Source organism: Terribacillus sp. 7520-G, from assembly GCF_002271665.1.
Classification (GTDB): Bacteria; Bacillota; Bacilli; order Bacillales; family Amphibacillaceae; genus Terribacillus.
In genome coordinates, this window is sequence record NZ_NQFP01000011.1 from 135,819 (window position 1) to 160,160 (window position 24,342).

A 24,342-nucleotide genomic window follows, 5' to 3' on the forward strand; every position below is an offset into this window, starting at 1 on the left:
TGATACCATTGGGGAAAACAGCAAAAAAGCAGCCTGTACGGCTGCCTCGCTTTAGTCCTTTTTCTCCTGATGCAATGGTGGCGGGATCAACCAGCCCTTTTCCTTCAGTAGCTTCAGGAACTTTGCACCTAGCATCGCTTTATTTGTATGGAACTGTCCAAACATCATAGCTACATCTTCCCTGATGGCCTGCCCCATCATCGTACTGCAGCTGACAAGGCCGGCAGCAACACCTGCCGATGCAGTAGCTGCTACATCCGGGTCGATAAAACGCGCACCGACCGGGATCGATTCAAGATCCACTTTGGGCGGCTCCGGTGCTGCCGGAGGCAGTGCGACGCCATTTGCCCTCAGTATTTCCGATACCTGCTTGACCTCTGCCTGCGCTCCATCAATTGCTTCACCAAGCAATTTCTTCAAATCGTCATCGCCGACATGATTCAAAAGCATTTGATGATTGGCAATCATCTTATTTCCTGCCAGAACAAATGACCATAACCCAAATACTTCACCATAATGCAATGGCTCATCCTGCGGGTTTCCGCTCAAGATTCCCATCTTCATCCTCCTAAACAAGTTCATACTCGTGCCGCCTTTCCCTTGCACAAGCTTTAGGATGAGCCAAATAAGGAAAAATCATGTATAAAAAGCTGGCCCATAAGCCAGCTTCCCTCTAAGCTTGTTCTTTTATTGCCTCGATTCCTTTACGAAGCGGTGTCAATGGTCTGCCAAGTAATTTTTCAAAATCATCGCTTGGTACTTCCAAGGCACCTTCCCGGATTCCTTTTTGGATATCGACGAGCATCGGAAGAAGGAACTCCGGAACACCTGCTTCTTTCATGATTCGTGCATATGCTTGGTCATCGACTTGCTGCAGCTGGACATCCTTGCCAAGGACCTCCCCTGCTTCTGCGGCGATTTCCTCCTGGCTAAGCAGTGGGCCGGAAAGCTCATAAATCTTGTTTTCATGACCTTCCCCGGTCAGTACAGCTGCTGCAGCTTCAGCATAGTCCTGCTGCAGGGCCCAGCCTACTTTCCCATCTCCCGCAGACGTTACCCACGGTGCACCAGCCAGCACACCTTGAACACTTGCCGCTTCATTCTCAAAATACCAATTATTTCGCAGGAAAGCATAAGGAATCCCTGTATCCATGATTGCTTGCTCTGTTGCCTTATGCGTCGGAGCCAGGAATAAATCACTTTCCTGCGCATTTACAAGACTTGTGTAAGCAATGAATTTCACATTTGCCCTTACAGCTGCCTCCACCGCTTGTGTATGCTGACGAATCCGTGTTTCATTGTCTCCATCTGCGGATATGAGCAAAAGACGATCGATTCCGGCAAACGCTTCATCCAGGGAAGCGGGTTCATCGAAATCCCCGCGGCGCACCTCCACTCCCTTGGCACGAAGGGAATCTGCTTTCCCTGGATTGCGGACACTTACCGCGATGTTCTCCGAAGGAACCGTTTCCATCAGTTTCTTTACAACTTTGCTGCCAAGCTTACCAGTGGCGCCAGTTACCAGCATTTTCATATGTATAACCTCCACATTCATGTACTTATCACCGCTACTTGTAATCAATATAGTTACTGGTTTGCTTTTTGTCAAACAGAATGACTTTGGCATATTCCTAAAAACGAAAAAGATTAATCCCAGGAGAAAGTGTCACTCTCTGTTAAACTTTAATCGCTGACGCATAGCTCATCACGATCAGGATGCCTTTCGAGCAATCACACGAAAAATCTCATGAAGTCACCCGCACATAATAACCGTCCGGATCAATCACTCGAAAATCAAGCTTTCCCCATGGCCGGGCAATGATTTTCGATTCAATATGGTCTGGGTAAATATTTTTGAATTTGTTGTATACCATCTCCACGTCATCGACAGGAAGGATCAGTTCCACACCTTTGCCTTTCCTGGATTCAGCCATTGAAGCAAAATAGTGATCAGCATGCAATACAGCTTCGTCTGTAAGCAATAGGGACCCGCTACCTTCAGCCTTAAATAGGGCGCTTTTCTCGTCATGCGCGGTGCATCCCTTCCCCAACAGACATCGATAGAAAACAACAGATGCAGATAGCTTGTGCACGAACAATTCGATTTTGAACATCCAAATCACCACCACATTTATTTGTCAGCTATCAGAACAATGGTCCATCAAACCCATTCAGCCTGGCAATTACTCCGATTTGTCCTGCATGATATACTTCATGCGAATAAACATGATGGAACAGCCAGCGTATCGTCGGTTCAGACGGAGGCCTCCAGCCATCTGAAAATTCAGGTACATGGACCAGTCTGTCCCAATCCTTTGCCTGTAAAGAATATAATACCCGATCGGTTTGCTCCCTGATTTGGGTATATTGCTCCAAAGGACTCCGGTCAGTTCCCGAAAGTCTGCTGCTTTCACCAAAACCAATCTGAAATATCCAATAATCTTCTGTCTGCGCCATATGCTCGATTACCCAGGAAATTGTATTAGGATAAGCATTCGCATTCCATTGCTTCGGCGTGAGCTCCTGCAAATAAGGAATGAGAATTTTCCTGACATCATTTCGATAGGCAAACACGAAAATCAACTCCCTCCTAGAAGAAATATTATATCCATACAGACAATAATCCTTCCCAATCCCCTATTTTTCTCGACCATTGACGTTAAACGAATAAAAGCTGGAGGATACCCTCCAGCTCATTTGCCTGCCAGAAACAGACCCAGCTCTGATAGCAGCGCACTCCCGACATATGTCCCCGTAAAGACGAACACCGCGACGATACCGACCTTCCAGGACGTCTTGCGCAAATCGACCAAACGATCCACCACTGAAATCCCGGCAAATGTGAGAATCGGAGTCGTAATGGAAAGGAAATCAACATAGCCGATTGCCTCGACAAAGAAATCAAAGCACATGCACAGAATAAGGGATGTGACAGCTACCCATCCAAGCATCGGGAATTCCCGCAGAAACTTCAAAGGTGCTTTTTTCATCAAATCCGACAGCAGTACACCAATCATCGAAAATAACCATAATGTCAGCAGCCCCATGATTGTCATCCATTCGACTGGTGTGGAATCAGGGTTCTTCAGCAGCTTGATTTGCTGGGTGAATAGGATCAAAGCCGTACTAAGCAAAATGATAAGTCCATATTTCACGTATTTATTCAGCTGCATGGACATCGGCTGGCACCCCCTGCTGTTTTTTCTTTTTTGTCAGTTTGTTGTAAAGGAAACGCTGCAGCGGTACGGCTAGGAACACCATCGTGAATGTTCCCAGGAAGCTTGTAAGCAATTGACTTGCAGCAGCATATCCAAGGATGGTGCTTTCCATTTCAGGGACACGCTCGATCAATGTAGCAGAGGAAGCAGTCATCATACTCGCGGAGCCAACTCCGGATGCCATCGCCAATGCTTCCACGCGGAAGCCGATATCCAGCATGATCGGCGCAATCAGGCTGAAGAAAATGGTCCCGAATAGCGTCCCGATTATATAGAGCGACAACACTCCCTGTCCCTCTTTTGATTCGAGTGTGTATTTTTCCGAGATGTAAGCGAGCTCTCCTTCACGCCCAAGACCGAGCGTCGCCCCGATTGCTTCACGGCGCAAGCCTATCAGCAGCGCCACAGGCAGTCCCAATAACACCGTTCCAAGATTGCCGAGTTCCTGGGCAATGAAGACCCAACCGACATTCAGGATTTCCTTTAGCTGGGGAGCGACATCTGCCCCATATCTAGCCATCAGCGGCAGCATGATGAAAATCAGATACTTGCTGGAGAATTGAACGTTCGCCTTGCTGTATATTTTTTGCAGGAATCCTTTGCGAAATATCGGCAAGCCGAGAATCATCGTAATCAAAATAGCAAAAGCAAGCGGCAGCAAAGAAATGGAGAATGCACCTAATGATAAGGATTGTGTCCCGATCATTTCTGCTGCGGTAATGACGATAAGTGCAAAGATAAGTAAAATGGCATAATTACGCTTCAATCCCATATTCCCCCTTCTCCCCCAAAATGTCTTGGATCTGCCTTACATACTGCTGATAAGTCCTTTTATACAGCTTGCTTCTATCAATCTTGCCATTCATTTTTTCCAGTACTTGGTATAGGAATCGCGGAAAGATTTCATAGATATATTCCGGATCAATGTCGATGAAATCATCACCATGGATCGTACCGGTAAAACCGCTGTAGCCGATTTGGATGCAGGGCATCATGAACGATAGATCCCCGATATCGCCAGCAGCACTGATGCTGTTGCCCTCGAGAATCGCCTCGATTTGTTCATTCTCTTCAAAAGCAGCTTTTACGAAGGTGGACAAATAACGGTCCTGCTGGAATGGCAGATACCCCATTTGTGTATCGATGTCCACTTCGCCCTGCAGTGCCATTGCACTGCCTTGTGCTGCAGCATCCAAGCGCTTTGCGACAGTTTGCATATACGGAGTTGAGAGTGTACGTAAATCCGTGCCGACTTTAATATGATTCGGGATGACATTCGTCGACATATCCGATTCCATCACTATCGGATTGAGACGGACTTTTTCCTTTTCATCCAGCTGTTGACGCCCTAAACTGATCGCCGTGTGGAACAAAGTGGACATATTATAAGCGTTTATGGAAGAAAAAGGATCGAAACCGGCATGCGTTGATCTGCCTTTGAACGTGTATCGCTTATATAAAAATCCTGCTAAATCACAATCGATTTCAATCGTCCTTTTCGCAAATTCCCCGCCGATTGCATGAACACAGATGCTCACATCAATATCATCGAAAATACCAAGCTTCATCGCTTCGGGTTTGCCGCCATAATGGGTGATGACGCCCTTTTGGATCAGTTCATCACGATAAGCAAGGTCCAGGTATTCCTCAGCCGGAACGAAAATGAAACTCAGCGTGAAATCGAATTGTTCATATGCTTTCGCTTCGACTAGCTGCCGATAAAGTGCCAGTGCGATGGCAACTTGCGTGTAATGGCCGCAGTTGTGAGCTGCTCCCGTTTCTGGGTCTGAGCGGAAATGTGAAGGTGCATAGACGGCATCCAGCTCAGCCAAAAAAGCAATATGCATAGGCTTCCCTTCTCCAAGTGTCGTCCGCAGACCAGTAGTACTGAACTCCTGAATGATGCTTTCCGGATTGCAGTCCTTCAGAAAATCGATCACAATTTGTTTAGTGCGATCCTCCTTGTACCCCAACTCCGGGTTTGCGTAAATGGATTCCCCCAACTTCCTGATTTGCTCGTATGCACTCAACAGAAAAAAACGCCTCCGTTTAATAAAAATTTCAACAATTAAGATTAATTTAACTATCATGACGAAGAAAGTCAATAGAAAATCTATAATTAACTAACCAAAAGCCGAACTATAACTTAAATAACTAAAATAAAAATCCGTAAATGTTCGGTTTTTATATTTAATATGTTTTGTATCGGCTGAACATTATCATCCCAAAAAAATGCACCGCAAAAGCCATAGGCTTTCTGCGGTGCATTCCAAACAATATTTAAAAATCCCCTTGTTTCACTCGCTTGATCAATTCTTTCATCCAATGAATGGTATGTTCAGTTCTTGTCGTTACATAGCCGCTGACAAAGTCGATGAACTGTTCTTTATCTTCATCCCTTTGGACAAGCTTATCGTATGCTTGGACTTCCTCCCAGCGCTCTGTAATCTTTTCCAGCTTATCTTCCAGGATACTTACAACTTTATCCCGATCGACATATTTGATATTAGCCAAGCAAACAACCATGTCACTTATCTTCTCTGCATTTTTCATGACCTTATAAATCTTTTTCGGCAGCTCTTGGCGCCCCTTGGCTGTAATCTGGAATACTTGCTTATCGGGACGATGTTCTTCTTTGATGATTTCAACCGCCTCGATCAATCCTTGCTTTGCTAACGAATCAAAATGATAGTAAAGTTTGCTTTCTGTCAATCCGCCAAGCTTATCTAAGGGGATAGGCTCTGATAGCTGCTTTTTCAATTTGTAAGGATACGTATTATCCTCCATTAATTTGCTGAGTATGAAAATTTGAATGGACATTCTCTTTGCTCCCTCAAGCAGAATGATCTTATTATATCAAATTTAAACTGTCGCTTTAATAACTTCTGTCCCTTCATCGGCATTGGTGCCTTCATCGGCTTTTGTTTTGTGCAGGAAAGCAACGATGATGATATTGATGAGCATCGCTGCTGCTCCCACTGCAGCCATCGACCAGATGAATGGACTTGGACTTGTGCTTCCGAATAGGTTGGCAAAGTAAGCTTGAACAGAATAGTACATAGGTGAAATATGACTCATCCATTCATATGGAGCATACATCATATCACGGGAGATAGTGGCACCATTCGCCAATGTCTGCGTCAGCAATACTGGCAAGTTCAACAGCATACCGCCTTGACCAAGCAAGAAGATGAAGATTGCTGTGAAGTTGAAGCATACCATATAGTTCAAGATTTGCTGCCCCAGCATACCGAAGTATACATCGCCGCCTGGATCATTCACCAAATAGACGATTCCCGTCGCAACCAATCCGCCCAATACCGCAATCATCAATGCTGTCAGTTGAACATATAGGAATAGACGCGTTCTGCTTGCTTTTCCTTTACTTTCTTTAAATGCCCCTACTAATTGCATCGCACCAATCATCGCACCGACATAACCAGCCATTGTCAAGAACATAGGCAGCATGTTGTTATTCATACCATCCGGCATTTCGTTGATCGTCACGATGTTTCCTTGATATGCAGTTTCGATTTTATCACTCAAAGCAGCAGCTTGATTCTCCGGTACATGGAAGTTCATCAATACACCCTCAGCAGTCTGCTTGGAGAATTGTGCACTCAATTGATCATTGATCTGTCCGACGACTTGGCTCATTGTGGAAGAAACTGTGGTTGCCCCAGCTTCGTTGATCGTAAAATCGATACTGGAGGATGTCTCTCCGCTTTGTACATTCTCCGAGAAATTCTCAGGGATGTGTACGACCAAGGCTAAGTCGTTTTTCTCCAAATCTTTTAACGCTTCCTTATTCGTCAAATCTGTTTCGATATCTTGGAAAGGCAGATTTTCCGATAGCTGGTCTGCAATGGCCGAACCAACCTCCCCGCCGTCATCATTGATGATGGCGACCTTTAATTGGTCTACATTGCCTGGAATTGCCGAATAACCTGGCAGGAAAATCCCGAGCATGAAAATTGCATATAGGATTCCCATGAAAATAGCTGCAATAGCACCTTTATTTTTTAAGAACTGGCTAAATTTCATATTTGTATCCTTCCTTCTATTCATCCATTCAATTAGTTTATTTAAAGTACTCAAATTAAAGTACTTTTATTAGAATGATTACTATTCTATGTAAGTTCATCAGCAAAGTCAATCATGATTCCTTCTTTTAAAAAAATGAAAACGTTTTTTCCGATTCACAAATTGGACACAAAAATACCCTTATACAAAATGTATAAGGGCTTGCTGTCATTCAATGATAAGGGTAGCTTTCCATTTGCTTGTAATCTCCGGCTTGAATCCCGGTTCACCGAAATAGGGCATTCCATCCTTCCAGAAGAAAGGCTGGATGCGGGCATGACGGTTATGATCATATAAGGGGTTGCCTTCAATCTCCTTATATGATCTGGCGTGATAGACAAGCAGATCGATGCCTTCCTCTGTCACGGTGAAGCTATTATGTCCCGGTCCGTACAAGCCCGTATTCTCCGAGCTTGTCAATACAGGGTCACGCAGCTTCGTCCAAGAGGCCGGATCGAGCAAATCGGCATCTTTATCTGCATATAAAAGACCCATCGCATAGCGGTCATCCGTTGCACTTGCGGAGAATGTCAGGAATACTTTGCCGTGGCGATGCAGGAACGCCGGGCCTTCATTCACGTCGAATCCCGCTCTTTCCCAGTCATGTTCCGGTTTTGCCAGCAGCACTTGTTCACCTTTTAGTGTCCAAGGATTTTTCATTTCGGCGATATAAAGATTGGAAATTGTATCGTTCTCCGTTTTCTGGGCCCAGACCAGGAATCGCTTGCCTTGATGTGCAAAAGTTGTGGCGTCCAAAGAAAAGCTTTGGAAATCCGTATTGATTGCTCCCTTTTCGGTCCACTCATCTGTCAGCGGATCGCCTGTGCATTCCAGTACATATGGACGTATTGCCCAGACATCATCTTTATCTCCCGCTGCAAAATGTATGTACCATTTTCCGTCGATGTGATGCAGCTCCGGCGCCCAAATATGCTCCGACATTATCCCGGATGCATGCGCCTGCCAAATTGTATGTTCCTCCGCCCCGCGCAGTCCTTCCAGGGTTTTGGACCGTCGAAGGACGATTCTGTCATACTTCGGATAAGAACCGGTGAAATAATAGAATCCATCCTCCGCCTTCAAGATATATGGATCGGCCCGCTGCTCAATGAACGGCTCCGGGAATTCCTCCAATTCGATCGTACCTTCCACCTCATATGTTCCTGCCTTACTCGTATCCGGCAGTTCCGGCCAAGTGACTCGAAAAGTTCCTTGCACTCCTCCGTCCATTTGCACGTCGACCGTCTGTGGCAGTTCCATATTCTCTCCTTGTTTCATATGAATTTCAATCGGTTCAGCCGTCGTTATATTCATCCTATCTCCTCCGTATTCTTAAGTGAATGGAAGCTCCTTGATGGATGGCAGGATCAGATCCGGTTTGATACTCGAAATCTCCGCCTGCTCTCTTGTTGTATTGCCGGTAAGCACCAATGCTGTTTTCAAGCCGAACATGGCGCCCATCGCTATGTCGGAAGTCAGGCTGTCCCCCACGATCAGCGTCTTTTCCGGCTCACTGCCTGCTTGCTGCATGACCTTCTGATACATGAAGTGCGATGGCTTACCGACAATGATATCCGTCTTCTTGCCTGTCGACGCTTCGATGGCGCCGATCAAGCCGCCTACATCCAGCTGCAGACCGTCCTTTCCCGGGAAGACGGGATCCTGGTTGGTAGCAAGGATCCTGGCACCATGGATGACAGCACGGAAAGCCTGATTCAAATCATGATACGTCACACCAGTATGCAAGGATATGACAAGCCAATCAGCTTCCTCGGGCTTTGCCGCAAGCGTCAGATCCGCCTCCGCCAATTCTTCGCGCAGCCCTTCTTCTCCAAGAACCCACACAGGCAGCTTCGGGTAATGCGTCTGCAGGTAATCAGCTGCGAGAAATGAGGATAGGATGATATCTTCCTTCTCCCACTGGATGCCATGTTCCTGAAAATATGCAGCTATCTGCCGGCGCGAATGTGTGCCGCGGTTGCTGAGCCCGACCACTCTTTTACCTGCTTCCTGCAGGGCATGGATGGTCTCGGCAGCTCCATCGATCAGTGTGAAATCCTTCCATACCGTACCGTCCAAATCAAATAGAATGCTATCCATTCCTTGATAAAAAGTCATTCCGTTCGCCTCCTTTCTTAGATTATACCTGCTGCCAGCGATCCCCGTCAGGAGCTGGGCAGCGTTTATCCGGTAGGGAGGCCCGGAAAAGGACAAAACAGCCGCAGTGCGCACATGTATGCATCGATGTAAGGGATGGACAATCCGAGCAGACCGCTAAACGGGCGGTCACGATCGCTTCTTCGGCCAGCACGGGTTCCAATGCCAATTGTTCTGCCGCAAGTGCCGCTGCTTCCTCTGCGGAATACATTTTTCTTTGCGGGCATGCCTGGCATGTCATCGGCTGCCAATCCGATCCTGCAGCGGGTAGCTGATCTGCTCTTTCTTGAATTGGTTGATGAGGAACAGCCCGGTGCATCGATCACGGAGATGGTAAGCTTCATTCAAGCTATCTTGCACAAGTTCATCATCTATCCCGATCTCCTGACTCGAAGCTGGTGCCCCGACTTGGTACAGATAATATCGCAGGACTTCAGCTGTCGGCAGTGCCGCAATCTTCAAACGGATATCTTCCCAGTTGTGCCGCAATCCCGCTCCTGTTTCCCCCTCTGCTTCCGAAACATCGAATTGTTCAGCCCAGCTTTTGTACAATTCCGTGATAATGGCACAAGCAACCCCGACTTTGGCTCCATGCAGAAGCTGACGTTTATCCGTTTTGAGCAAATGCGTTTCCCAATAATGCGACAAATGATGTTCTGCTCCGGAGGCTGGGCGGGAAAAATCCAGTATCTGCATGACGAGACCAGACTCGATCAAAGACTCCATCAGGATCCGTATGCCTGCTTCATCCGCTTTGGCTATTTCCTCAATATGATCGACACAGGTATCAAGAGAATGCCGCGTCATCCTGGCAGCCAAGGCATTATATGGTTCCCCTCCGACGCTTGCGGATATCTCCCAATCAAGCAATGAAGTGAATTTACCCAGTATGTCTCCAAAGCCGGCAGCAGTAAGCGGCCTGGGAGCAGCACATAACACATCCAAGTCGGCAAATACTGCCACCGGGGCGGCGGTCTGGATCGTCTGCTTCACTCCCCGTAAAATCAATGGCGCACCTTTGGAGGTGAAGCCATCGACCGATGCCGCTGTCGGCACCGCCACGAAAGGCACAGACAGCTTCAGGCTGCAGAATCGAGTGATATCATGAATCGTTCCAGCACCTACTGCCAGCAGCACATCCGTATCCATCGGTGTTTCTACAAGAACTTGGATAAGCGAAGCTTCATCAGCATTCACTTGCCCATGCTGATTTGCGAGAAGCTCGATGACATGGACATGTACGCTTTCTGCCTCGAGCAGTGCAGCCAGCCGATCACCCGCGGCTGCTTTCGTCTGGGCATCCATTATAAGGACAGCTTTATCCCAGCCTTTATCCTTCAGATAAGAACCGACGGATGTCAGAGCTCCTGCTTCCACCTCCAGTTTTGGAAACGTGTCCGGGCTTATCCCGAATTCCTCTGCCAATGTCAGCATATCGGCTGATAATTGCATCAGGCACCCTCCTCGATCGTCAATACCGTTACACTCATCGGCGGCAATGCAACATGAAGTCCGCCATCTTTCTCCGTGAAATTCGTAAATGGCACTGCCTTGACAGCATCAGGCTGTTCAAATGTATTCAAGGCGTCTTTTTTGTCAGCTGTAAGGATTTTACCGCTTACCGATCCTAATGCTGCACCCCGCAGCTCCGTATTTACCGCTGCCTCATTTGTATGACTCAGGTTACAGAAGCTGATATGAATATTGCCATCCGGCCCTTTCGATACCGATGCGGTGACAGAGGGATACGCAAGCTCGCCATGTTTTATTTCATCCGTTTCCAAATGGAAAGATAACCTCTCTGCATCCTGATGGACCTGATATAAGTCAAACACATGATAAGTCGGTGTCTTGATCATCTCCTGCCCCTCCGTCAGGATCATCGCCTGCAGGACGTTCACCGTTTGTGCGATATTCGCCATCTGGACCCGATCGCTATGGTTGTTGAAAATATTGAGTGAGGCACCGGCAACCAATGCATCACGGATGGTGTTCTGCTGGTACAGGAAGCCTGGATTGGTGCCAGGTTCCGGGTCGAACCAGGTTCCCCACTCATCAATGATCAATCCGACTCGTTTCCCGGGATCATATTTATCCATGATGGTACCGTGCTTTTCAATCAGCTCCTCTATGAACAGCGCACGCTTGAGCGTCAAATGCCATTCGTCTTCGGTAAAATCAGTGGCAGATCCTTTACCAAGCCAGAAATCACCTGGGATCGTATAATAATGCAGGCTCAATCCATCCATCAATGCAGCTGCTTCCTTCATCAGCGTATCCGTCCACTTATAATCATCGATATTGGCCCCGCCAGCAATCTTATACAGCTGGTTATCGCCATAATTACGGACATATGTCTGGTAGCGGCGGTACAGATCCGCATAATATTCCGGACGCATATTACCGCCGCAGCCCCAGTTTTCATTGCCGACGCCGAAATACTTGAGCTTCCATGGCTCTTCTCTCCCGTTTTCCCGGCGCCAAGCTGTCATTGGTGACTCCCCGTCGAATGTCATGTACTCGACCCACTCGGACATTTCCTGGACAGTCCCGCTGCCGACATTCCCGCAAATATATGGTTCGGCTCCAAGCAGCTCACAAAGCGTGAAGAATTCATGTGTGCCGAAGTGGTTATTCTCCACCACTCCGCCCCAATGGGTATTCACCATCCGCTTACGCTGTTCGCGTGGCCCAACGCCATCCTTCCAATGATATTCATCGGCAAAACAGCCCCCTGGCCAGCGCAAGACAGGGATATGAAGCTTTTGGAGAGCTTCCAGTACATCATTGCGGATTCCCTTTGTATTCGGGATCGGGGAATCTTCCCCGACCCAGATCCCTTCATAAATGCCTCTGCCCAGATGCTCGGCGAAATGGCCATATATATTCTTATTTATTTTCCCTTCCGTGACATCTGCTTGGATGATCAGTTTTGTCGACATGGTTATCGCTCCAATCTATCAGAAATGGGTTAGCTAGCTAATCGTTCCTGCTGCTTCATCGTCCTGAACACCTTCATGCTCAGCCACATCCAGCCGAACGCGCTGACACTGAAACAGAAGAACAAAAGCAGCACCGGCAAGCCGATGCTATGGTACAAAAGCGCAAACAGGAGTACCGCGATCGACAGTGTCATATGGAATCTCGTCAGTCCAATGATGAATGCATTCCTGACAATCTGAAATGTACCTGCTTTATAATGCGCCAGCAGCGGGAAACTCCAAAACACAACTGTCATATAGCAGAAAATGAGCACGTAGAAAAGGAAAGGCACCAGGAAGAATAACTGTCCATCTGCCTGCCTGATAAGCAAATAGTTGGTATATAGGATGAAACCTGTTCCCAAAAGCAGCCACCCAAGCTTATTCGCTGACCAGAATTCCTGTTTGTACGCTTGGCGGAAAGTGCGGTGCAGCTTCACTTCCTCTCCATTCAAGAGCCGGCGGGATACCTGTAAAGCAGCAACCGTTGCCGGGGCTGCACCTGCCACAATCAGGCCTAACAGTGTGTATAACAGGAATAGTGCATTCAAGTGTGCAAATCGGGTGATCCACAAAAGAGATTTATCGAGATTTTTCATCGCTTTATTCAGCATGGTCCTTACCCCTTTCTATCCAAATGCCAGATTCAGCCTTTGACCCCGCCGACAGTCAATCCGGAAATGAAATAACGCTGGAAGAAAATAAACAGAATGACAATAGGAATTATCGTCATGACAGACCCCGCGATCAGAATGTCGTAGTTATTCCCGTATGGCGTCAACAGCGTAGCCAAGCCGAGCGGCAGGGTGAACATATCATTCGATCGCAGCACCAGCAGCGGCCACAGGAAGTTATTCCAGCTGCCAAGCCCTTGCAAGATAGCCATCGCTGCCAGGGATGGTCCCATCAGCGGCAGCATGATCTTGAAGAAAATCCCATACTCCGTCGATCCATCCATCCGGGCTGCATCCATCAGCTCCTTCGGCAGACCAAGCGCATACTGCCGGAAGAAGAACACCGCAACCGGGGCAACGACACCCGGCAAAATGACGCCAAGATACGTATCGATCAGCATCATATCCATCATGAGACGGAATAGCGGAAGCATCAGGATCTCGAATGGCACCATCAAAATGAACAAAACTGCCACGAAGAAAATATTGCTTCCTTTGAAGTCATACATCGCCAGCGCATAACCGACCATGGAAGAAAAGAACAAAGACAGGACGATCATCAGCGCTGAAATCCAAAGGCTATTTCCATACCAAGTCCAATATTCAGGAGATTGCGTGAAAATGTATGTGTAGTTGCTCAGCGTCAATTCATCCCACGGAAAACTGAATGATATGCCGTTCCTCATCAGCGAGGAGGAAGGGATGAAAGAAGAAAGCACCATGCTTATGATCGGGAAAAGCGCTATCAAGCTGACAATGGCCATGACCACAGTGGCAATCACCCCGAGTAATCTGTTATTAGACTTTTTCATCACCTATCCCCTTTCTTGAATGTACCAGTGGCTATCAAATAGATGATGCTGATCACAAAGATGATGAGCATCAATACGACACCAAGAGCAGCACCGAAGCCCATATCATTTTGCTGGATACCCTGCTGGTAAATATAAGCCGCGATCGACAGGCCGATATTGCCTGGGGATCCCACAGCCCAGAACACATAGCTTTCTTCAAACATGCGGAAGCCGTTGATGATCGTAATCGTACTGACAAAGATGATGATGGGCTTCAGCATCGGCATCGTGATGAAACGGAAGCGCTGCCATCTTGTGGCACCATCAATTTCAGCTGCTTCATACATCTCATCCGGCACGTTCTGCAAAGCAGCCAGGAAATAGAGAATGTTTACGCCGATCCAGCGCCAGCAGGCGAGCAAGACCATGAGCCCGATGGCCGCCCAAGGAGTGAACATCCATTTGATCGGTTCGGAGCCGAACAACCCAATGAGCTGGTTAGCGACTGCCCCTTCCTGTTCACTGAACATGAAACGGAAAATCATCCCCCCGACAATTGTGGAGGTAAGTGCCGGGATGAAGAGCGATGCCCGGAAAAGCGTCCGGAATCTCACATGCTTCGAATTCAGGATTACCGCAAGCACCATCGGAATGATGGTCAGGATCAATACGGTCAGGATCACATACGCGGTCGTATTGGAGACAGCTCGGTAAAATGTCGGGTTGAAAACACGTTCATAGTTGCTCATCCCGATGAATTCCACTTGGCCCGGGAGCACGCTCTGAAAACTCATGATGACTCCCTGGATAGCCGGATAGACAGTGAATAGGAGCAGTGACAGGACAAATGGCGATATGAAAACAAAAGGTACAACCTTCTTGGAATTCAGGAACCGGACGAGCTTATTCTGTTTCTTGCGTGCCTTTACCGGTGCCGCTGGTGTGACAGTATTCATCTAAATCCCCCCTTTTAGCTTTAGTTTGATTTGGCTTTACGCAGCCGGACGACGTTCCAGGAAGTCTTATTCAGCTTTATTTTCAGCCTGCCGTCTTCCAAGCCCGATTCCCCGTTTTTATGCGGGGTGACACGTGCCATATCCTTCGTATTTGCAGCCTTCAAATCATGATGCTCCAGCACGATATGCTCCAGGATTTCATAATCCTCGAAGCTGCGCACATCCACCTCAAGCGGAATCGCTTCTTCCAGATGCTTATTCACCAAGAAAATCGTAAGCTCCTGTCCCTGCTCGTCATAAACAGCAGCGCTGTCGATGTAAGGTACATCCGTGAAGTCCTTGCTGTCATACTTTGGAGAAGAAAGGATCGGCTGAAGGCTGACACCTCTGCCATAAACGGAGGCATGCAGATAAGGGTAATAGATTGTCTGCTTCCAAGATCGGCCATTGTTTTCCGTCATGATCGGTGCAATGACATTCACCAGCTGAGCCATGCACGCCATCTTCACACGATCAGCATGACGGAGCAAAGTGATGAGCATGCTTCCCACCAGCAGGGCATCTTCGAAGTTATAGACATCTTCCAGCTGCGGAGGTGCGACTGTCCACGGATCCAATTTTTCATCCTGCTCCCTGGAATGGTACCAGACATTCCATTCGTCGAAGCTCAAGTTGATCGTTTTCTTGCTGCGATGCTTTGCCTTGATATAATCACAGGTCGAAATCACGGTCTTGATGAAATGGTCCATATCCATGTTCTTCGCCAAGTAGTTGGCTGGATCATTGGAGCTGTTGCCGTAATATTGGTGAAGTGAAATATAATCCACCTCATCATAGGCGATATCCAATGTTGTCGCTTCATACTCCGGGAAAGTCGGCATATCGGTGTTCGAGCTGCCGCAGGCAACCAGTTCGATATCCGGATCGACAAGCTTCATCGCTTTCCCTGTTTCCTTAGCGATTTTGCCGTATTCGGCTGCTGTCTTTTGCCCTACCTGCCATGGTCCATCCATTTCATTGCCTAAACACCAGGTCTTGATATGATGCGGCTGTTCATAACCATGCTCCCTGCGCAAATCACTCCAGTACGTCCCGCCCGGATGATTGGTATATTCGATCAAATTACGGGCAGCATCGATTCCTCTTGTACCAAGGTTCACCGCCATCATGACATCCGCACCCACTTTTTTGGCCCAGTCGACGAATTCATTTGTCCCGATCTCATTCGGCTCAATCGTGCGCCAAGCAAGCTCCAGCCGTTTTGGACGCTTTTCCTTCGGTCCGACACCATCTTCCCAGTTGTAAGCAGAAACCATATTACCGCCCGGATAACGGACAATCGGCACCTGAAGCTCCTTTACCAAGTCGATGACATCTTTCCGGAACCCTTGCTCATCCGCCTCAGGATGACCTGGTTCATACATGCCGCCATAAACAGCCCTGCCTAAATGTTCGATGAAAGAACCATAAATCCGCCGATCAACTTCACTGATTTGATAATTTTTGTCCAGTACCATAGCTGCTTGCAATTCATCTGCCATGTATCCCCACTCCTTTTATTGATAACGCTTACAAATCGAGAGAAAAAAAGAAGACCACCTGCATCGCATCATGTACGAACATATTTAGAGCGATGTTTCGAGCAATCAAAATATGTACGTATAAGTTTATATGTTTAGTATAGTCAGATATCGATATAAAAACAAGCGTTTTTTGCAATAGAAGAAAAATTTAAAAAAGAGCAGCGGTTGCTACGCTGCCCTCGTTTCATCCCGCCTATTGCTGCATCGTACTTTCAATCTTATCGGCAGCTTCTTTCATAGCTTCTTCAGGAGACTTGTTTTTCTGCCTCAATACGGAATCCGCAATAATCGTATTATACTCGGTGGAGACATCCGGCGTATTCTCTGTGATATTCAGTGTATTGATCTCATCCTTCACTTCCAGCAGCATATCGAAGATGCCATCGCCAAAGAATTGATAGTATTTATTATCTTCGCGGACCGCTTCGCTTTCCCACACATCCCAGCGAGGCGGGTCGAATCCAAGAACCTTCCACAAATTGATGCTGCCCTCTTCCGAAAGCTTGGCATATGCAAGGAATTCCTTTGCCAAATCCTTATCTTTTGCCTGATTGGTCACGACTGTCCCTGTGCCGCCCATGCCAGCGGAGCGTTTCCCTCCTTCTTCCCATGCAGGAAGCGGCTTGATAGCTATCTTGCCTTCCATTTCAGGCATGTTGTCAAGGAAACGTCCCATGTACCATAGCGGTGCCAAGATGGCAGCAGATTTGCCCTCTGTGTAATACTTATAGAAATCCTCTGATTGGTTATTTCCACCAGGGGTCAGCTCAGCAATTTTCTCGGTATAAATCGCATCATACAAAAACTGGAGTGTCTTGATGTTCGTTTCGTTATCCAATGTCAGATTTCCTTCTGCGTCGAAGAAATCGGAGTCCTGCTGGGAAACCATCGGCCATAAATCCATGAGAAAGTCAGAGGTGCCAACATTCCACATGACTGCATCCGTTTTCTCCGTCACTTGTTTACCAGCTTCCACGAAATCATCCCAAGTTTCGATGGAATCGATATCGACACCCGCCTGTTCCATGATTTCGGTATTATAATACATGACAGTCGCACCTACATGCGTCGGAATGCCATAATAGTTTCCATCCTTGGTATACAGATCGAACCTGGCCTCGACGGAATCGGCCAATACCGGCTCCACATATTCATTCATTGGTTCCAATTGAGGCTCACCCTGCAGAAAGTTAGGGAATTTACTCAGCTCGATATCCGCAATATCCGGCGCTCCCTTGCCAGACTGCAAACTCAGCAATAGATTATTATGCATTTGGTCAAATGGATACGTTTCTGCAACAAGCTTAATCGGCCGATCCGGGAATTCTTCATTCCAGCGTTCTGCTGCCTCCTTGAACAAATCCATATGCTGACCAACGAATGTCCAATAAGTCAATTCCGTTGCGTTCTCAAGATCTTCGCCTACTACTGTCGTTTCATCCGCTTCACTGCCTCCGCCACCACTGCCGCCTTTACTGCAAGCTGCCAACACGATGATCATCAAACCGATCATAAGTGTCTTCAAAACCTTCTTCATCATAGCTACCCCCTCATTTTTGAATTCAAAGACATCTCTGAAAGCGTTTTCTAAAGAGGTCATACCTCCCTTTCCGTAATCGGCTGACTGGGAACGATCTTCATGATAGCGCATACATTTTTCATCGGCCTATACGGTTCGAACTATGTACATCGTATCATCCTGCCCCTGATCAGTCAATAAGTTTTATGTCGATAGATAAATAACTTATACGAACAACATTTGTCAAAAAGAAAAAATAACGAAAACTTGTTTAATAAGTCACGAAAATGGAGCTGCCTTCCTTCAGCTCCATTCCCTTTACTTTATTTTTGCCAATGTCTCTTCCCCTATAGCTTGCGTGGACTGTCTTTCCACCAGTTTCGTCGGGAATACAATGCTCTCGATCGCAGCCTCCGAACCCTTGCCGTGACCGCTCTCGATTAAATCCAGAATCAGTTTGCCAGCCGCACGGCCAAGCTCTGCTTTTGGATGTTCGACAGACGTCAGCTTCACTTCGGATAATTCGGTCAGGAAGGAATCATCAAAGCCGACGATGGACATATCCTGCGGGATCTTCATGTTGCGTTCCCGGAGTACATTGATAAGCTTGATAGCCAGTTCATCGTTATAGCATACCAATCCGGTCGGCTTGGCATCTGTCTGGTTCAATAAGGCCTCCAGTTCTTCCATCGGCTTCACAAGCTTTTCTTCTGTACTGTAGGTCACAATATGATTGGGATTGATCGGCACCTTATATTCACGATGCGCCTTCAAATATCCCTTCATCCGAAGCGTTCCCTGCATATCATCCGTTTTGAAAAAACCGATGATATCCCGATGACCTTGCTTGATAAGATGCTCCGTCTGAAGGAAAGCACCGCGCTCATCGTCAACCAGTACACGAAACGGCTCCAATGCATCGTAGTACGCATTGATCATGATATACGGAATTTGCAGACGTTCGAGATTCAGGTAGTAGTTGATATTCGGATTCGCCGATGCGCTTTTTGTCGGCTCTATGATTGCCCCATCGAAGCCAGTAGTGATGATCCGCTCCAAATATTCCCTTTCTTTCTTATGATCATTATTCGTATTGAACAGACTGACATTGTAGCCATGATCACTCAAATAAGCTTCAGCTCCGCGAATGATGGACGGAAAAATGTAATCGGAGATATACGTCGTCACAATGGCGATATTCTTATTCTGCATTCCGTTCTGCTGCAGCTGCTGCTTTGACCGGTCGGCACAGAATGTACCCGCTCCTTGTTCCCGGTACAGCCAGCCTTCTGTAACCAATTCGCCGATGGCCAGCCGCACTGTATGACGGCTTACCTCGAATTGCTTCATCATTTCACTCTCGGACGGGATTTTTGCATGCGGCTCATAGGAGCCATCGAGGATTTTAGACTTGATTGCTTGCTTCACGATTCCATATTTTGTCTGCATAACTAACACCAGCTTCCTTGACATGTTCGTATAAGTTAGCATATCACAAGTGACGGGAATGGCGCACTATGTTGTTCGATATTATATGTATTCCCGGAGTGAAATCCACAGTGCTTTTTTCCGCTGCTGCAGATATGATACGATCAGTAACGGAAACGAATAGCTCGTATATACAGCCTTGTACGCACAGCCAAGACATAATTCAGCAAAATACATCTGGAGGAAGACGACATGAAGAAACAATACGATGCACTATTTTTCGACGTAGATAATACCATCCTCGACTTTACAAAAACGGAACAAGAAGCCCTTCCGCTTCTATTCCAGCAGCACGGCCTGCCTACAGATGAAGCTGCCATGACTGCATACCGCACCATCAACCAACGATTATGGAGTTCATTTGAAAAAGGGGAAATCGACCGGGATACCGTCGTCAGTTCCAGATTCACAGAGTTTTTCGCACTGTATGACCGACAAGTAGACGGAGCCGATCTGGACGCTGCCTATCGAGAACTTCTGGCTCGGGGAAGACATATGATTGCCGGCGCCGCCGAGGTCCTTGAAAAACTATCCAAGCACTATCCGCTGTATATTGTGACCAACGGCGTTTCCGACACGCAATTCCGCCGCCTTGAGGCTACCGGGCTGCTGCCATACTTCCAGTCTGTTTTTGTTTCAGAAGATACAGGCTACCAAAAACCGATGGCAGGTTTCTTTGATTACGTATTCGAACGGGTTCCAGGTATAGAACCTGGGGAATCCTTGATCATCGGCGACTCCCTGGTAGCTGATATCCAAGGCGGAAATATGGCGGGGATGGACACATGCTGGTTCAATCCTGGAAGACTGCCGAATCATCTGCCGCTTACCCCGGACTATGAAATCACTAAGTTGGAGGAATTGCTGGAGATGTTGAAATAGCTGCTCCCGATCGTCAGACAGAAGAAAAGGGGCTTTTTAGGCCCCTTTTTTATGGTTTTCAACTTTAAAGATGACTGACGATATTGCTTATTTCCACACCGCCTTATTCCACTCCAGTTCTTTCCGGAACTGCTTCAGGCTTGTAGCATTATCGATTGTCACACATTCAATACCGACCATCTCGGCAAAGTCTTCGAGCTGCTCTGCCGTGAGCGCAAATGTAAGAGCGGTATGGTGGGCGCCGCCAGCATAAATCCAAGCTTCCGTTGCTTCGCTCAAGGATGGCTGCGGCTTCCACAGTATCTTGGCAACCGGTAAATTCGGTGTGTCTTTTTCCGCTTCGACTGCATCCACTTTATTGATGACCATACGGAAACGGCCGCCAAGCTCGATGATGGAAACATTGATTGCCTCCCCTGCAATACCATCGAATACAATCCGCGCCGGGTCTTCCTTACCGCCGATCCCGAGCGGATGCACTTGGATGGATGGACGATCAGCGGCAACTGTGGGGCAAACCTCCAGCATATGGGATCCCAATATCAGTTCATTGCCCTCTTCCAAATGGTACGTATAGTCCTCCATGAAGGAGGTCTTTTCATTGTTCGCCATTGCTTTCAGCAAACGCACGAGTGCCGCCGTTCGCCAATCCCCTTCTCCGGCAAATCCATAGCCCTGTGCCATCAAATGCTGGACGGCAAGGCCGGGCAGCTGCTTCATCCCATGCAAATCTTCGAAGTTCGTGCTGAACGCCTGGTAGCCGCCGCGATCCAAGAACCGTTTCAATGACGCTTCTATCCGGGCTTGTTCCCGGATAGAAGCGAGCTTATCTTTTTCTGCCGGCAGATCATAGGCTTCTTTGTAAGCTTCCATGAGCTCCTCGACATCAGCATCCGATACCTCTTTCATCTCCGCTGCCAGATCACCTATCCCATAATAATCGACAGTCCAGCCAAATTTGATCTGTGCTTCGACCTTGTCGCCGTCCGTTACGGCTACCGTGCGCATATTATCTCCAAAACGAGCTACCTTGATCTGCTGACTTTCGTTGAAGCCGACAGCCGTCGTCATCCAGTCCGCCATACGCTTTTGCACATCCCGGCTGCCCCAATACCCGACAATCACCTTTCTCGCTTTATTGAGACGGGTTCCCATGAAACCAAACTCGCGATCGCCATGGGCAGCCTGGTTGAGGTTCATAAAGTCCATATCGATCGAATCCCACGGTACATCACGGTTGTATTGCGTATGCAGATGCAAAAGCGGTTTCTGAAGCGCCTTCAAACCGCCTATCCACATCTTTGCAGGAGAGAATGTATGCATCCAAGTGATCAAACCGGCACATTCCGGATCTGCATTCGCCTCCAGGCTGACCCGCTGGATATCGCTTGCATTGGTGAGCACCTCCTTGAAGATGATCGGAAATGGCAGCGTTCCTTGCGCATTCAGCTTATGGATGAGATCCTCAGAGTTCCCTTTCACCTGATCGAGTGTCTCTTCCCCGTATAAATGCTGACTTCCTGTCACGAACCAAAACACATATGGCTTTACTTGCAGCATGCTAGCTCCCCCTTATTACTGTAGTGTCAATTTTCTTTCAGACTGTGAACGGATTGCTTTCAGACGCTTCATTACGTCGTTATCCCCCCGGCCGAAATAGTCATGCAGCTTGTTGTATTCCTGATAAAGCAAATCATAGATCTCCACATTTTCCGGTATCGGCTGAATGACATCTTTCTTCACCCTGGCCATCCTATCGGCAGCTTCAAGGATGCTGTCATATCCGCCTGCTTCTGCTCCAGCTGCTACAGCACCGAACATCGCCGCGCCCACAGCCGGTGTTTGTACCGAATCCGAAATGTAGATCGGGCGGTTCGTCACGTCTGCAAAAATCTGCAAAAGCAATTTATTCTTCTGCGGCAGACCCCCGCATGCATAAAGCTCCTCCACCGCAACTCCGCTTTTATGGAAAGCATCGACAATTTTCCTCGTGCCGAACGCTGTGGCTTCCAGCAATGCACGGTACACTTCTTCCGGCTTAGTCGCCAGCGTCAGCCCAAGCACCAATCCGCTCAATTCCGTATCGACCAGTACCGAACGGTTGCCGTTCATCCAGTCAAGCGCCAATAAACCAGTCTCTCCAGGCCGATAAGCGCTCGCTCTCTCTTCCAGCCATTGATGAATATTCTTGCCGGCCGCTTCTGCTTGACGATGAACATAAGCCGGAACCTGCTCCTCCACGAACCAGCCAAAAATATCCCCAACGGCAGATTGCCCCGCTTCATAGCCGTAGTAGCCTTCAATGATGCCATCCTCGACCACTCCGCACATGCCTTCGACTGTCCGCTCTTCTGTCCCGAGCAGCATATGGCAAATGGATGTCCCCATTGCCATCACCATCTTGCCAGGCGTTACAACCCCCATTGCCGGAACCGCCGCATGGGCATCGACATTCCCCACTGCGATTGCAATACCTGGAGACAGATTCATGGCAGCCGCAAAGTCATCCTGCAGTTCACCAGCCTTCGTACCAAGCGGATAGACATCCCCCCGCAGTTTCGTGTCAGTCAAATCCCGCATGGCAGGATGCAGGCTGGCAAAGAAGTCGGCTGATGGATAGCCATCCTGCTTATGCCAAATCGCTTTATATCCAGCCGTACAGCTATTTCTTTTCAGTTCGCCTGTCAATTGGGATATCACCCAGTCGGTCGCTTCAATGAACTGATCAGCAGCTTCATAGATTTCCGGTGCTTCATTTACAATCTGCCAAATTTTCGGAACCATCCATTCCGAAGAAATTTTCCCGCCATAGCGAGCAAGGAAGGCCTCCCCCCGCTCTCCGGCAATTTCATTCAGCCTATTCGCTTCCTCCTGGGCAGCATGATGTTTCCAGAGCTTCACCCAGCTGTGCGGGTTATCACGGAAAGCTTTATCAAAGCACAATGGTTCCAGATTCACATCCACCGGTAAAATGGTACAAGCAGTAAAATCGATGCCCAAGCCAATGACATCAGCTGGATCTTCCTTGGCTGCCTGGATGACTGCCGGAACGGATCGACGCAGCACATCAAGATAATCCATCGGATGCTGCAGCGCCCACTCATATCCCAACGCCTTATCCAAATGCGGCAGCTTCACGTCCATGACACCATGCTGGTATTCCGTCACATGCTCAGCCATTTCCATCCCATCTCGCAGCCGGACGAGCACCGCTCTGCCGGACTTTGTTCCATAATCAATTCCAATCGCAAATTTATCCTTCCCCATGGAATCCCCTCCTAAGTCGTCTGGCCGTAGTATGCATCCGACCCGTGTTTTCGCAAATAATGCTTATCCAACAGCTGCTGATCCATATCCTCCACATGCTGATCCAGCTGATAGGAAAGATGCGCCATTTTCGCTACTTCTTCCAGCACAACAGTGTTATGTACCGCTTCGGCCGGTGTCTTACCCCAGTTGAATGGCGCGTGCTTGTGGACGAGCACACTCGGTACTTGGTTCGGATCCAGTCCTTTTTCCCTAAAGGTCTCAACGATGACATTTCCTGTCTCCAGCTCATAGTCCCGTTGAATCTCTTGTCCGGTCATCGGGCGGGTGCAGGGGATGGTTCCATAGAAGTAGTCCGCATGAGTCGTTCCGAGCGCAGGTACTCCTTTACCTGCTTGTGCAAAGGCTGTGGCCCAAGTGGAATGCGTGTGGACAATCCCTCCAATTTCCTCAAAATGTTTATATAACAACAAATGTGTAGCTGTGTCTGATGATGGCTTCAAGTCACCTTCCACCACTTCCCCATCCAAGTTGACAACCACCATATCCTTTACCGTCAGATTCTCATACGCCACTCCGCCAGGCTTGATCACCACCAATCCGGCACCCTTTTTTGATACCGCTTACATTTCTCGCGTAAAAGTCACAAGCTGGTATTTTGGAAGATCCAGATTCGCTTGCAGCACCTGTTCTTTCAATTCCTCCAGCATCAGGCTCACCTCTTCTTGTACGTATATTTA

At 47.9% G+C, this 24,342-nt stretch carries 23 protein-coding genes and 1 pseudogene; 1 reads left to right on the forward strand and 23 read right to left on the reverse strand.

Annotated elements, in window-relative coordinates:
- Positions 1–51: 51 nt before the first annotated feature.
- The 20 genes from CHH53_RS05370 to CHH53_RS05465 form a co-directional block, all read right to left on the reverse strand.
- Positions 52–558, reverse strand: coding sequence for a DUF3231 family protein (locus tag CHH53_RS05370; protein ID WP_095215095.1), 507 nt, complete (start codon positions 556–558; stop codon positions 52–54).
- Positions 559–673: 115 nt separating this feature from the next.
- Positions 674–1,534, reverse strand: coding sequence for an SDR family oxidoreductase (locus CHH53_RS05375; protein ID WP_095215096.1), 861 nt, complete (start codon positions 1,532–1,534; stop codon positions 674–676).
- Positions 1,535–1,745: 211 nt separating this feature from the next.
- Positions 1,746–2,114 carry a VOC family protein gene (locus tag CHH53_RS05380; RefSeq protein WP_095215097.1) on the reverse strand — a complete coding sequence of 123 codons (369 nt, stop codon included), beginning with the start codon at positions 2,112–2,114 and terminating at the stop codon, positions 1,746–1,748.
- A gap of 31 nt (positions 2,115–2,145) precedes the next feature.
- Positions 2,146–2,574 (reverse strand): DinB family protein, encoded by a 429-nt coding sequence (locus tag CHH53_RS05385; RefSeq protein WP_233134865.1) that lies wholly within the window; start codon positions 2,572–2,574, stop codon positions 2,146–2,148.
- A gap of 119 nt (positions 2,575–2,693) precedes the next feature.
- Positions 2,694–3,179 (reverse strand): hypothetical protein, encoded by a 486-nt coding sequence (locus CHH53_RS05390; RefSeq protein ID WP_095215099.1) that lies wholly within the window; start codon positions 3,177–3,179, stop codon positions 2,694–2,696.
- Complete coding sequence (locus CHH53_RS05395) at positions 3,160–3,990, reverse strand: DUF3100 domain-containing protein (RefSeq protein WP_095215100.1); 831 nt, start codon at positions 3,988–3,990, stop codon at positions 3,160–3,162. The genes CHH53_RS05390 and CHH53_RS05395 overlap by 20 nt, the downstream gene beginning before the upstream one ends.
- The gene (locus tag CHH53_RS05400; RefSeq protein WP_233134868.1) at positions 3,974–5,248 is read right to left on the reverse strand and encodes a M20/M25/M40 family metallo-hydrolase; all 1,275 of its coding nucleotides are present in this window, start codon (positions 5,246–5,248) and stop codon (positions 3,974–3,976) included. Before CHH53_RS05400 ends, CHH53_RS05395 begins: the two co-directional genes overlap by 17 nt.
- Positions 5,249–5,498: 250 nt before the next feature.
- Positions 5,499–6,038, reverse strand: coding sequence for a PadR family transcriptional regulator (locus tag CHH53_RS05405; RefSeq protein WP_095215101.1), 540 nt, complete (start codon positions 6,036–6,038; stop codon positions 5,499–5,501).
- Between the two features lie 42 nt (positions 6,039–6,080).
- Positions 6,081–7,262: a YhgE/Pip domain-containing protein gene (locus CHH53_RS05410; protein ID WP_095215102.1), complete on the reverse strand. Its 1,182-nt coding sequence runs from the start codon at positions 7,260–7,262 to the stop codon at positions 6,081–6,083.
- A gap of 207 nt (positions 7,263–7,469) precedes the next feature.
- Positions 7,470–8,615: a family 43 glycosylhydrolase gene (locus CHH53_RS05415; protein ID WP_095215103.1), complete on the reverse strand. Its 1,146-nt coding sequence runs from the start codon at positions 8,613–8,615 to the stop codon at positions 7,470–7,472.
- A gap of 18 nt (positions 8,616–8,633) precedes the next feature.
- Positions 8,634–9,419, reverse strand: a complete 786-nt coding sequence (locus tag CHH53_RS05420) for an HAD-IIA family hydrolase (protein ID WP_158221491.1) — start codon at positions 9,417–9,419, stop codon at positions 8,634–8,636.
- 22 nt (positions 9,420–9,441) lie between these two features.
- Positions 9,442–9,699, reverse strand: coding sequence for a DUF6171 family protein (locus CHH53_RS05425; protein ID WP_095215104.1), 258 nt, complete (start codon positions 9,697–9,699; stop codon positions 9,442–9,444).
- Entirely contained in the window at positions 9,696–10,910 is a 1,215-nt protein-coding gene (locus CHH53_RS05430) for a sn-glycerol-1-phosphate dehydrogenase (protein WP_095215105.1), read from the reverse strand. The genes CHH53_RS05425 and CHH53_RS05430 overlap by 4 nt, the downstream gene beginning before the upstream one ends.
- Entirely contained in the window at positions 10,910–12,400 is a 1,491-nt protein-coding gene (locus CHH53_RS05435) for an alpha-N-arabinofuranosidase (protein ID WP_095215106.1), read from the reverse strand. Before CHH53_RS05435 ends, CHH53_RS05430 begins: the two co-directional genes overlap by 1 nt.
- 29 nt (positions 12,401–12,429) lie before the next feature.
- A complete protein-coding gene (locus CHH53_RS05440) occupies positions 12,430–13,053 on the reverse strand; it encodes a YesL family protein (protein ID WP_095215107.1) in 624 nt (207 codons plus the stop codon).
- Positions 13,054–13,085: 32 nt separating this feature from the next.
- Positions 13,086–13,925 (reverse strand): carbohydrate ABC transporter permease, encoded by an 840-nt coding sequence (locus CHH53_RS05445; RefSeq protein WP_095215108.1) that lies wholly within the window; start codon positions 13,923–13,925, stop codon positions 13,086–13,088.
- Positions 13,925–14,863 (reverse strand): carbohydrate ABC transporter permease, encoded by a 939-nt coding sequence (locus CHH53_RS05450; RefSeq protein ID WP_095215109.1) that lies wholly within the window; start codon positions 14,861–14,863, stop codon positions 13,925–13,927. Before CHH53_RS05450 ends, CHH53_RS05445 begins: the two co-directional genes overlap by 1 nt.
- Before the next feature lie 20 nt (positions 14,864–14,883).
- Complete coding sequence (gene arfA, locus CHH53_RS05455) at positions 14,884–16,404, reverse strand: arabinosylfuranosidase ArfA (protein WP_095215110.1); 1,521 nt, start codon at positions 16,402–16,404, stop codon at positions 14,884–14,886.
- A 235-nt stretch (positions 16,405–16,639) separates the two neighbouring features.
- Positions 16,640–17,983, reverse strand: coding sequence for an ABC transporter substrate-binding protein (locus CHH53_RS05460; protein WP_095215111.1), 1,344 nt, complete (start codon positions 17,981–17,983; stop codon positions 16,640–16,642).
- 300 nt (positions 17,984–18,283) lie between these two features.
- Positions 18,284–19,414, reverse strand: a complete 1,131-nt coding sequence (locus CHH53_RS05465; RefSeq protein WP_095215112.1) for a GntR family transcriptional regulator — start codon at positions 19,412–19,414, stop codon at positions 18,284–18,286.
- A gap of 231 nt (positions 19,415–19,645) precedes the next feature.
- Between CHH53_RS05465 and CHH53_RS05470 the strand changes: the two genes are divergently transcribed.
- Positions 19,646–20,335, forward strand: coding sequence for a YjjG family noncanonical pyrimidine nucleotidase (locus CHH53_RS05470; RefSeq protein ID WP_095215113.1), 690 nt, complete (start codon positions 19,646–19,648; stop codon positions 20,333–20,335).
- Between the two features lie 87 nt (positions 20,336–20,422).
- Here the strand turns inward: CHH53_RS05470 and araA are convergent, their stop codons facing one another.
- The 3 genes and pseudogenes from araA to araD all read right to left on the reverse strand — a co-directional run bounded on the left by araA (position 20,423) and on the right by araD (position 24,312).
- Positions 20,423–21,895, reverse strand: coding sequence for an L-arabinose isomerase (araA, locus tag CHH53_RS05475; RefSeq protein WP_095215114.1), 1,473 nt, complete (start codon positions 21,893–21,895; stop codon positions 20,423–20,425).
- Between the two features lie 15 nt (positions 21,896–21,910).
- The gene (locus CHH53_RS05480) at positions 21,911–23,602 is read right to left on the reverse strand and encodes a ribulokinase (protein WP_095215115.1); all 1,692 of its coding nucleotides are present in this window, start codon (positions 23,600–23,602) and stop codon (positions 21,911–21,913) included.
- Between the two features lie 11 nt (positions 23,603–23,613).
- Positions 23,614–24,312, reverse strand: a pseudogene (araD, locus tag CHH53_RS05485) (L-ribulose-5-phosphate 4-epimerase).
- Between the last annotated feature and the right edge of the window lie 30 nt (positions 24,313–24,342).

Bases quoted from the DNA above. Each gene is read 5' to 3' on its own strand.
- CHH53_RS05370 (WP_095215095.1), bottom strand. From the start codon at position 558: ATGGGAATCTTGAGCGGAAACCCGCAGGATGAGCCATTGCATTATGGT.
- CHH53_RS05375 (WP_095215096.1), bottom strand. From the start codon at position 1,534: ATGAAAATGCTGGTAACTGGCGCCACTGGTAAGCTTGGCAGCAAAGTT.
- CHH53_RS05380 (WP_095215097.1), bottom strand. From the start codon at position 2,114: ATGTTCAAAATCGAATTGTTCGTGCACAAGCTATCTGCATCTGTTGTT.
- CHH53_RS05390 (WP_095215099.1), bottom strand. From the start codon at position 3,179: ATGTCCATGCAGCTGAATAAATACGTGAAATATGGACTTATCATTTTG.
- CHH53_RS05395 (WP_095215100.1), bottom strand. From the start codon at position 3,990: ATGGGATTGAAGCGTAATTATGCCATTTTACTTATCTTTGCACTTATC.
- CHH53_RS05405 (WP_095215101.1), bottom strand. From the start codon at position 6,038: ATGTCCATTCAAATTTTCATACTCAGCAAATTAATGGAGGATAATACG.
- CHH53_RS05410 (WP_095215102.1), bottom strand. From the start codon at position 7,262: ATGAAATTTAGCCAGTTCTTAAAAAATAAAGGTGCTATTGCAGCTATT.
- CHH53_RS05415 (WP_095215103.1), bottom strand. From the start codon at position 8,615: ATGAATATAACGACGGCTGAACCGATTGAAATTCATATGAAACAAGGA.
- CHH53_RS05420 (WP_158221491.1), bottom strand. From the start codon at position 9,419: ATGACTTTTTATCAAGGAATGGATAGCATTCTATTTGATTTGGACGGT.
- CHH53_RS05425 (WP_095215104.1), bottom strand. From the start codon at position 9,699: ATGACATGCCAGGCATGCCCGCAAAGAAAAATGTATTCCGCAGAGGAA.
- CHH53_RS05430 (WP_095215105.1), bottom strand. From the start codon at position 10,910: ATGCAATTATCAGCCGATATGCTGACATTGGCAGAGGAATTCGGGATA.
- CHH53_RS05435 (WP_095215106.1), bottom strand. From the start codon at position 12,400: ATGTCGACAAAACTGATCATCCAAGCAGATGTCACGGAAGGGAAAATA.
- CHH53_RS05440 (WP_095215107.1), bottom strand. From the start codon at position 13,053: ATGCTGAATAAAGCGATGAAAAATCTCGATAAATCTCTTTTGTGGATC.
- CHH53_RS05445 (WP_095215108.1), bottom strand. From the start codon at position 13,925: ATGAAAAAGTCTAATAACAGATTACTCGGGGTGATTGCCACTGTGGTC.
- CHH53_RS05450 (WP_095215109.1), bottom strand. From the start codon at position 14,863: ATGAATACTGTCACACCAGCGGCACCGGTAAAGGCACGCAAGAAACAG.
- arfA (WP_095215110.1), bottom strand. From the start codon at position 16,404: ATGGCAGATGAATTGCAAGCAGCTATGGTACTGGACAAAAATTATCAA.
- CHH53_RS05460 (WP_095215111.1), bottom strand. From the start codon at position 17,983: ATGAAGAAGGTTTTGAAGACACTTATGATCGGTTTGATGATCATCGTG.
- CHH53_RS05465 (WP_095215112.1), bottom strand. From the start codon at position 19,414: ATGCAGACAAAATATGGAATCGTGAAGCAAGCAATCAAGTCTAAAATC.
- CHH53_RS05470 (WP_095215113.1), top strand. From the start codon at position 19,646: ATGAAGAAACAATACGATGCACTATTTTTCGACGTAGATAATACCATC.
- araA (WP_095215114.1), bottom strand. From the start codon at position 21,895: ATGCTGCAAGTAAAGCCATATGTGTTTTGGTTCGTGACAGGAAGTCAG.
- CHH53_RS05480 (WP_095215115.1), bottom strand. From the start codon at position 23,602: ATGGGGAAGGATAAATTTGCGATTGGAATTGATTATGGAACAAAGTCC.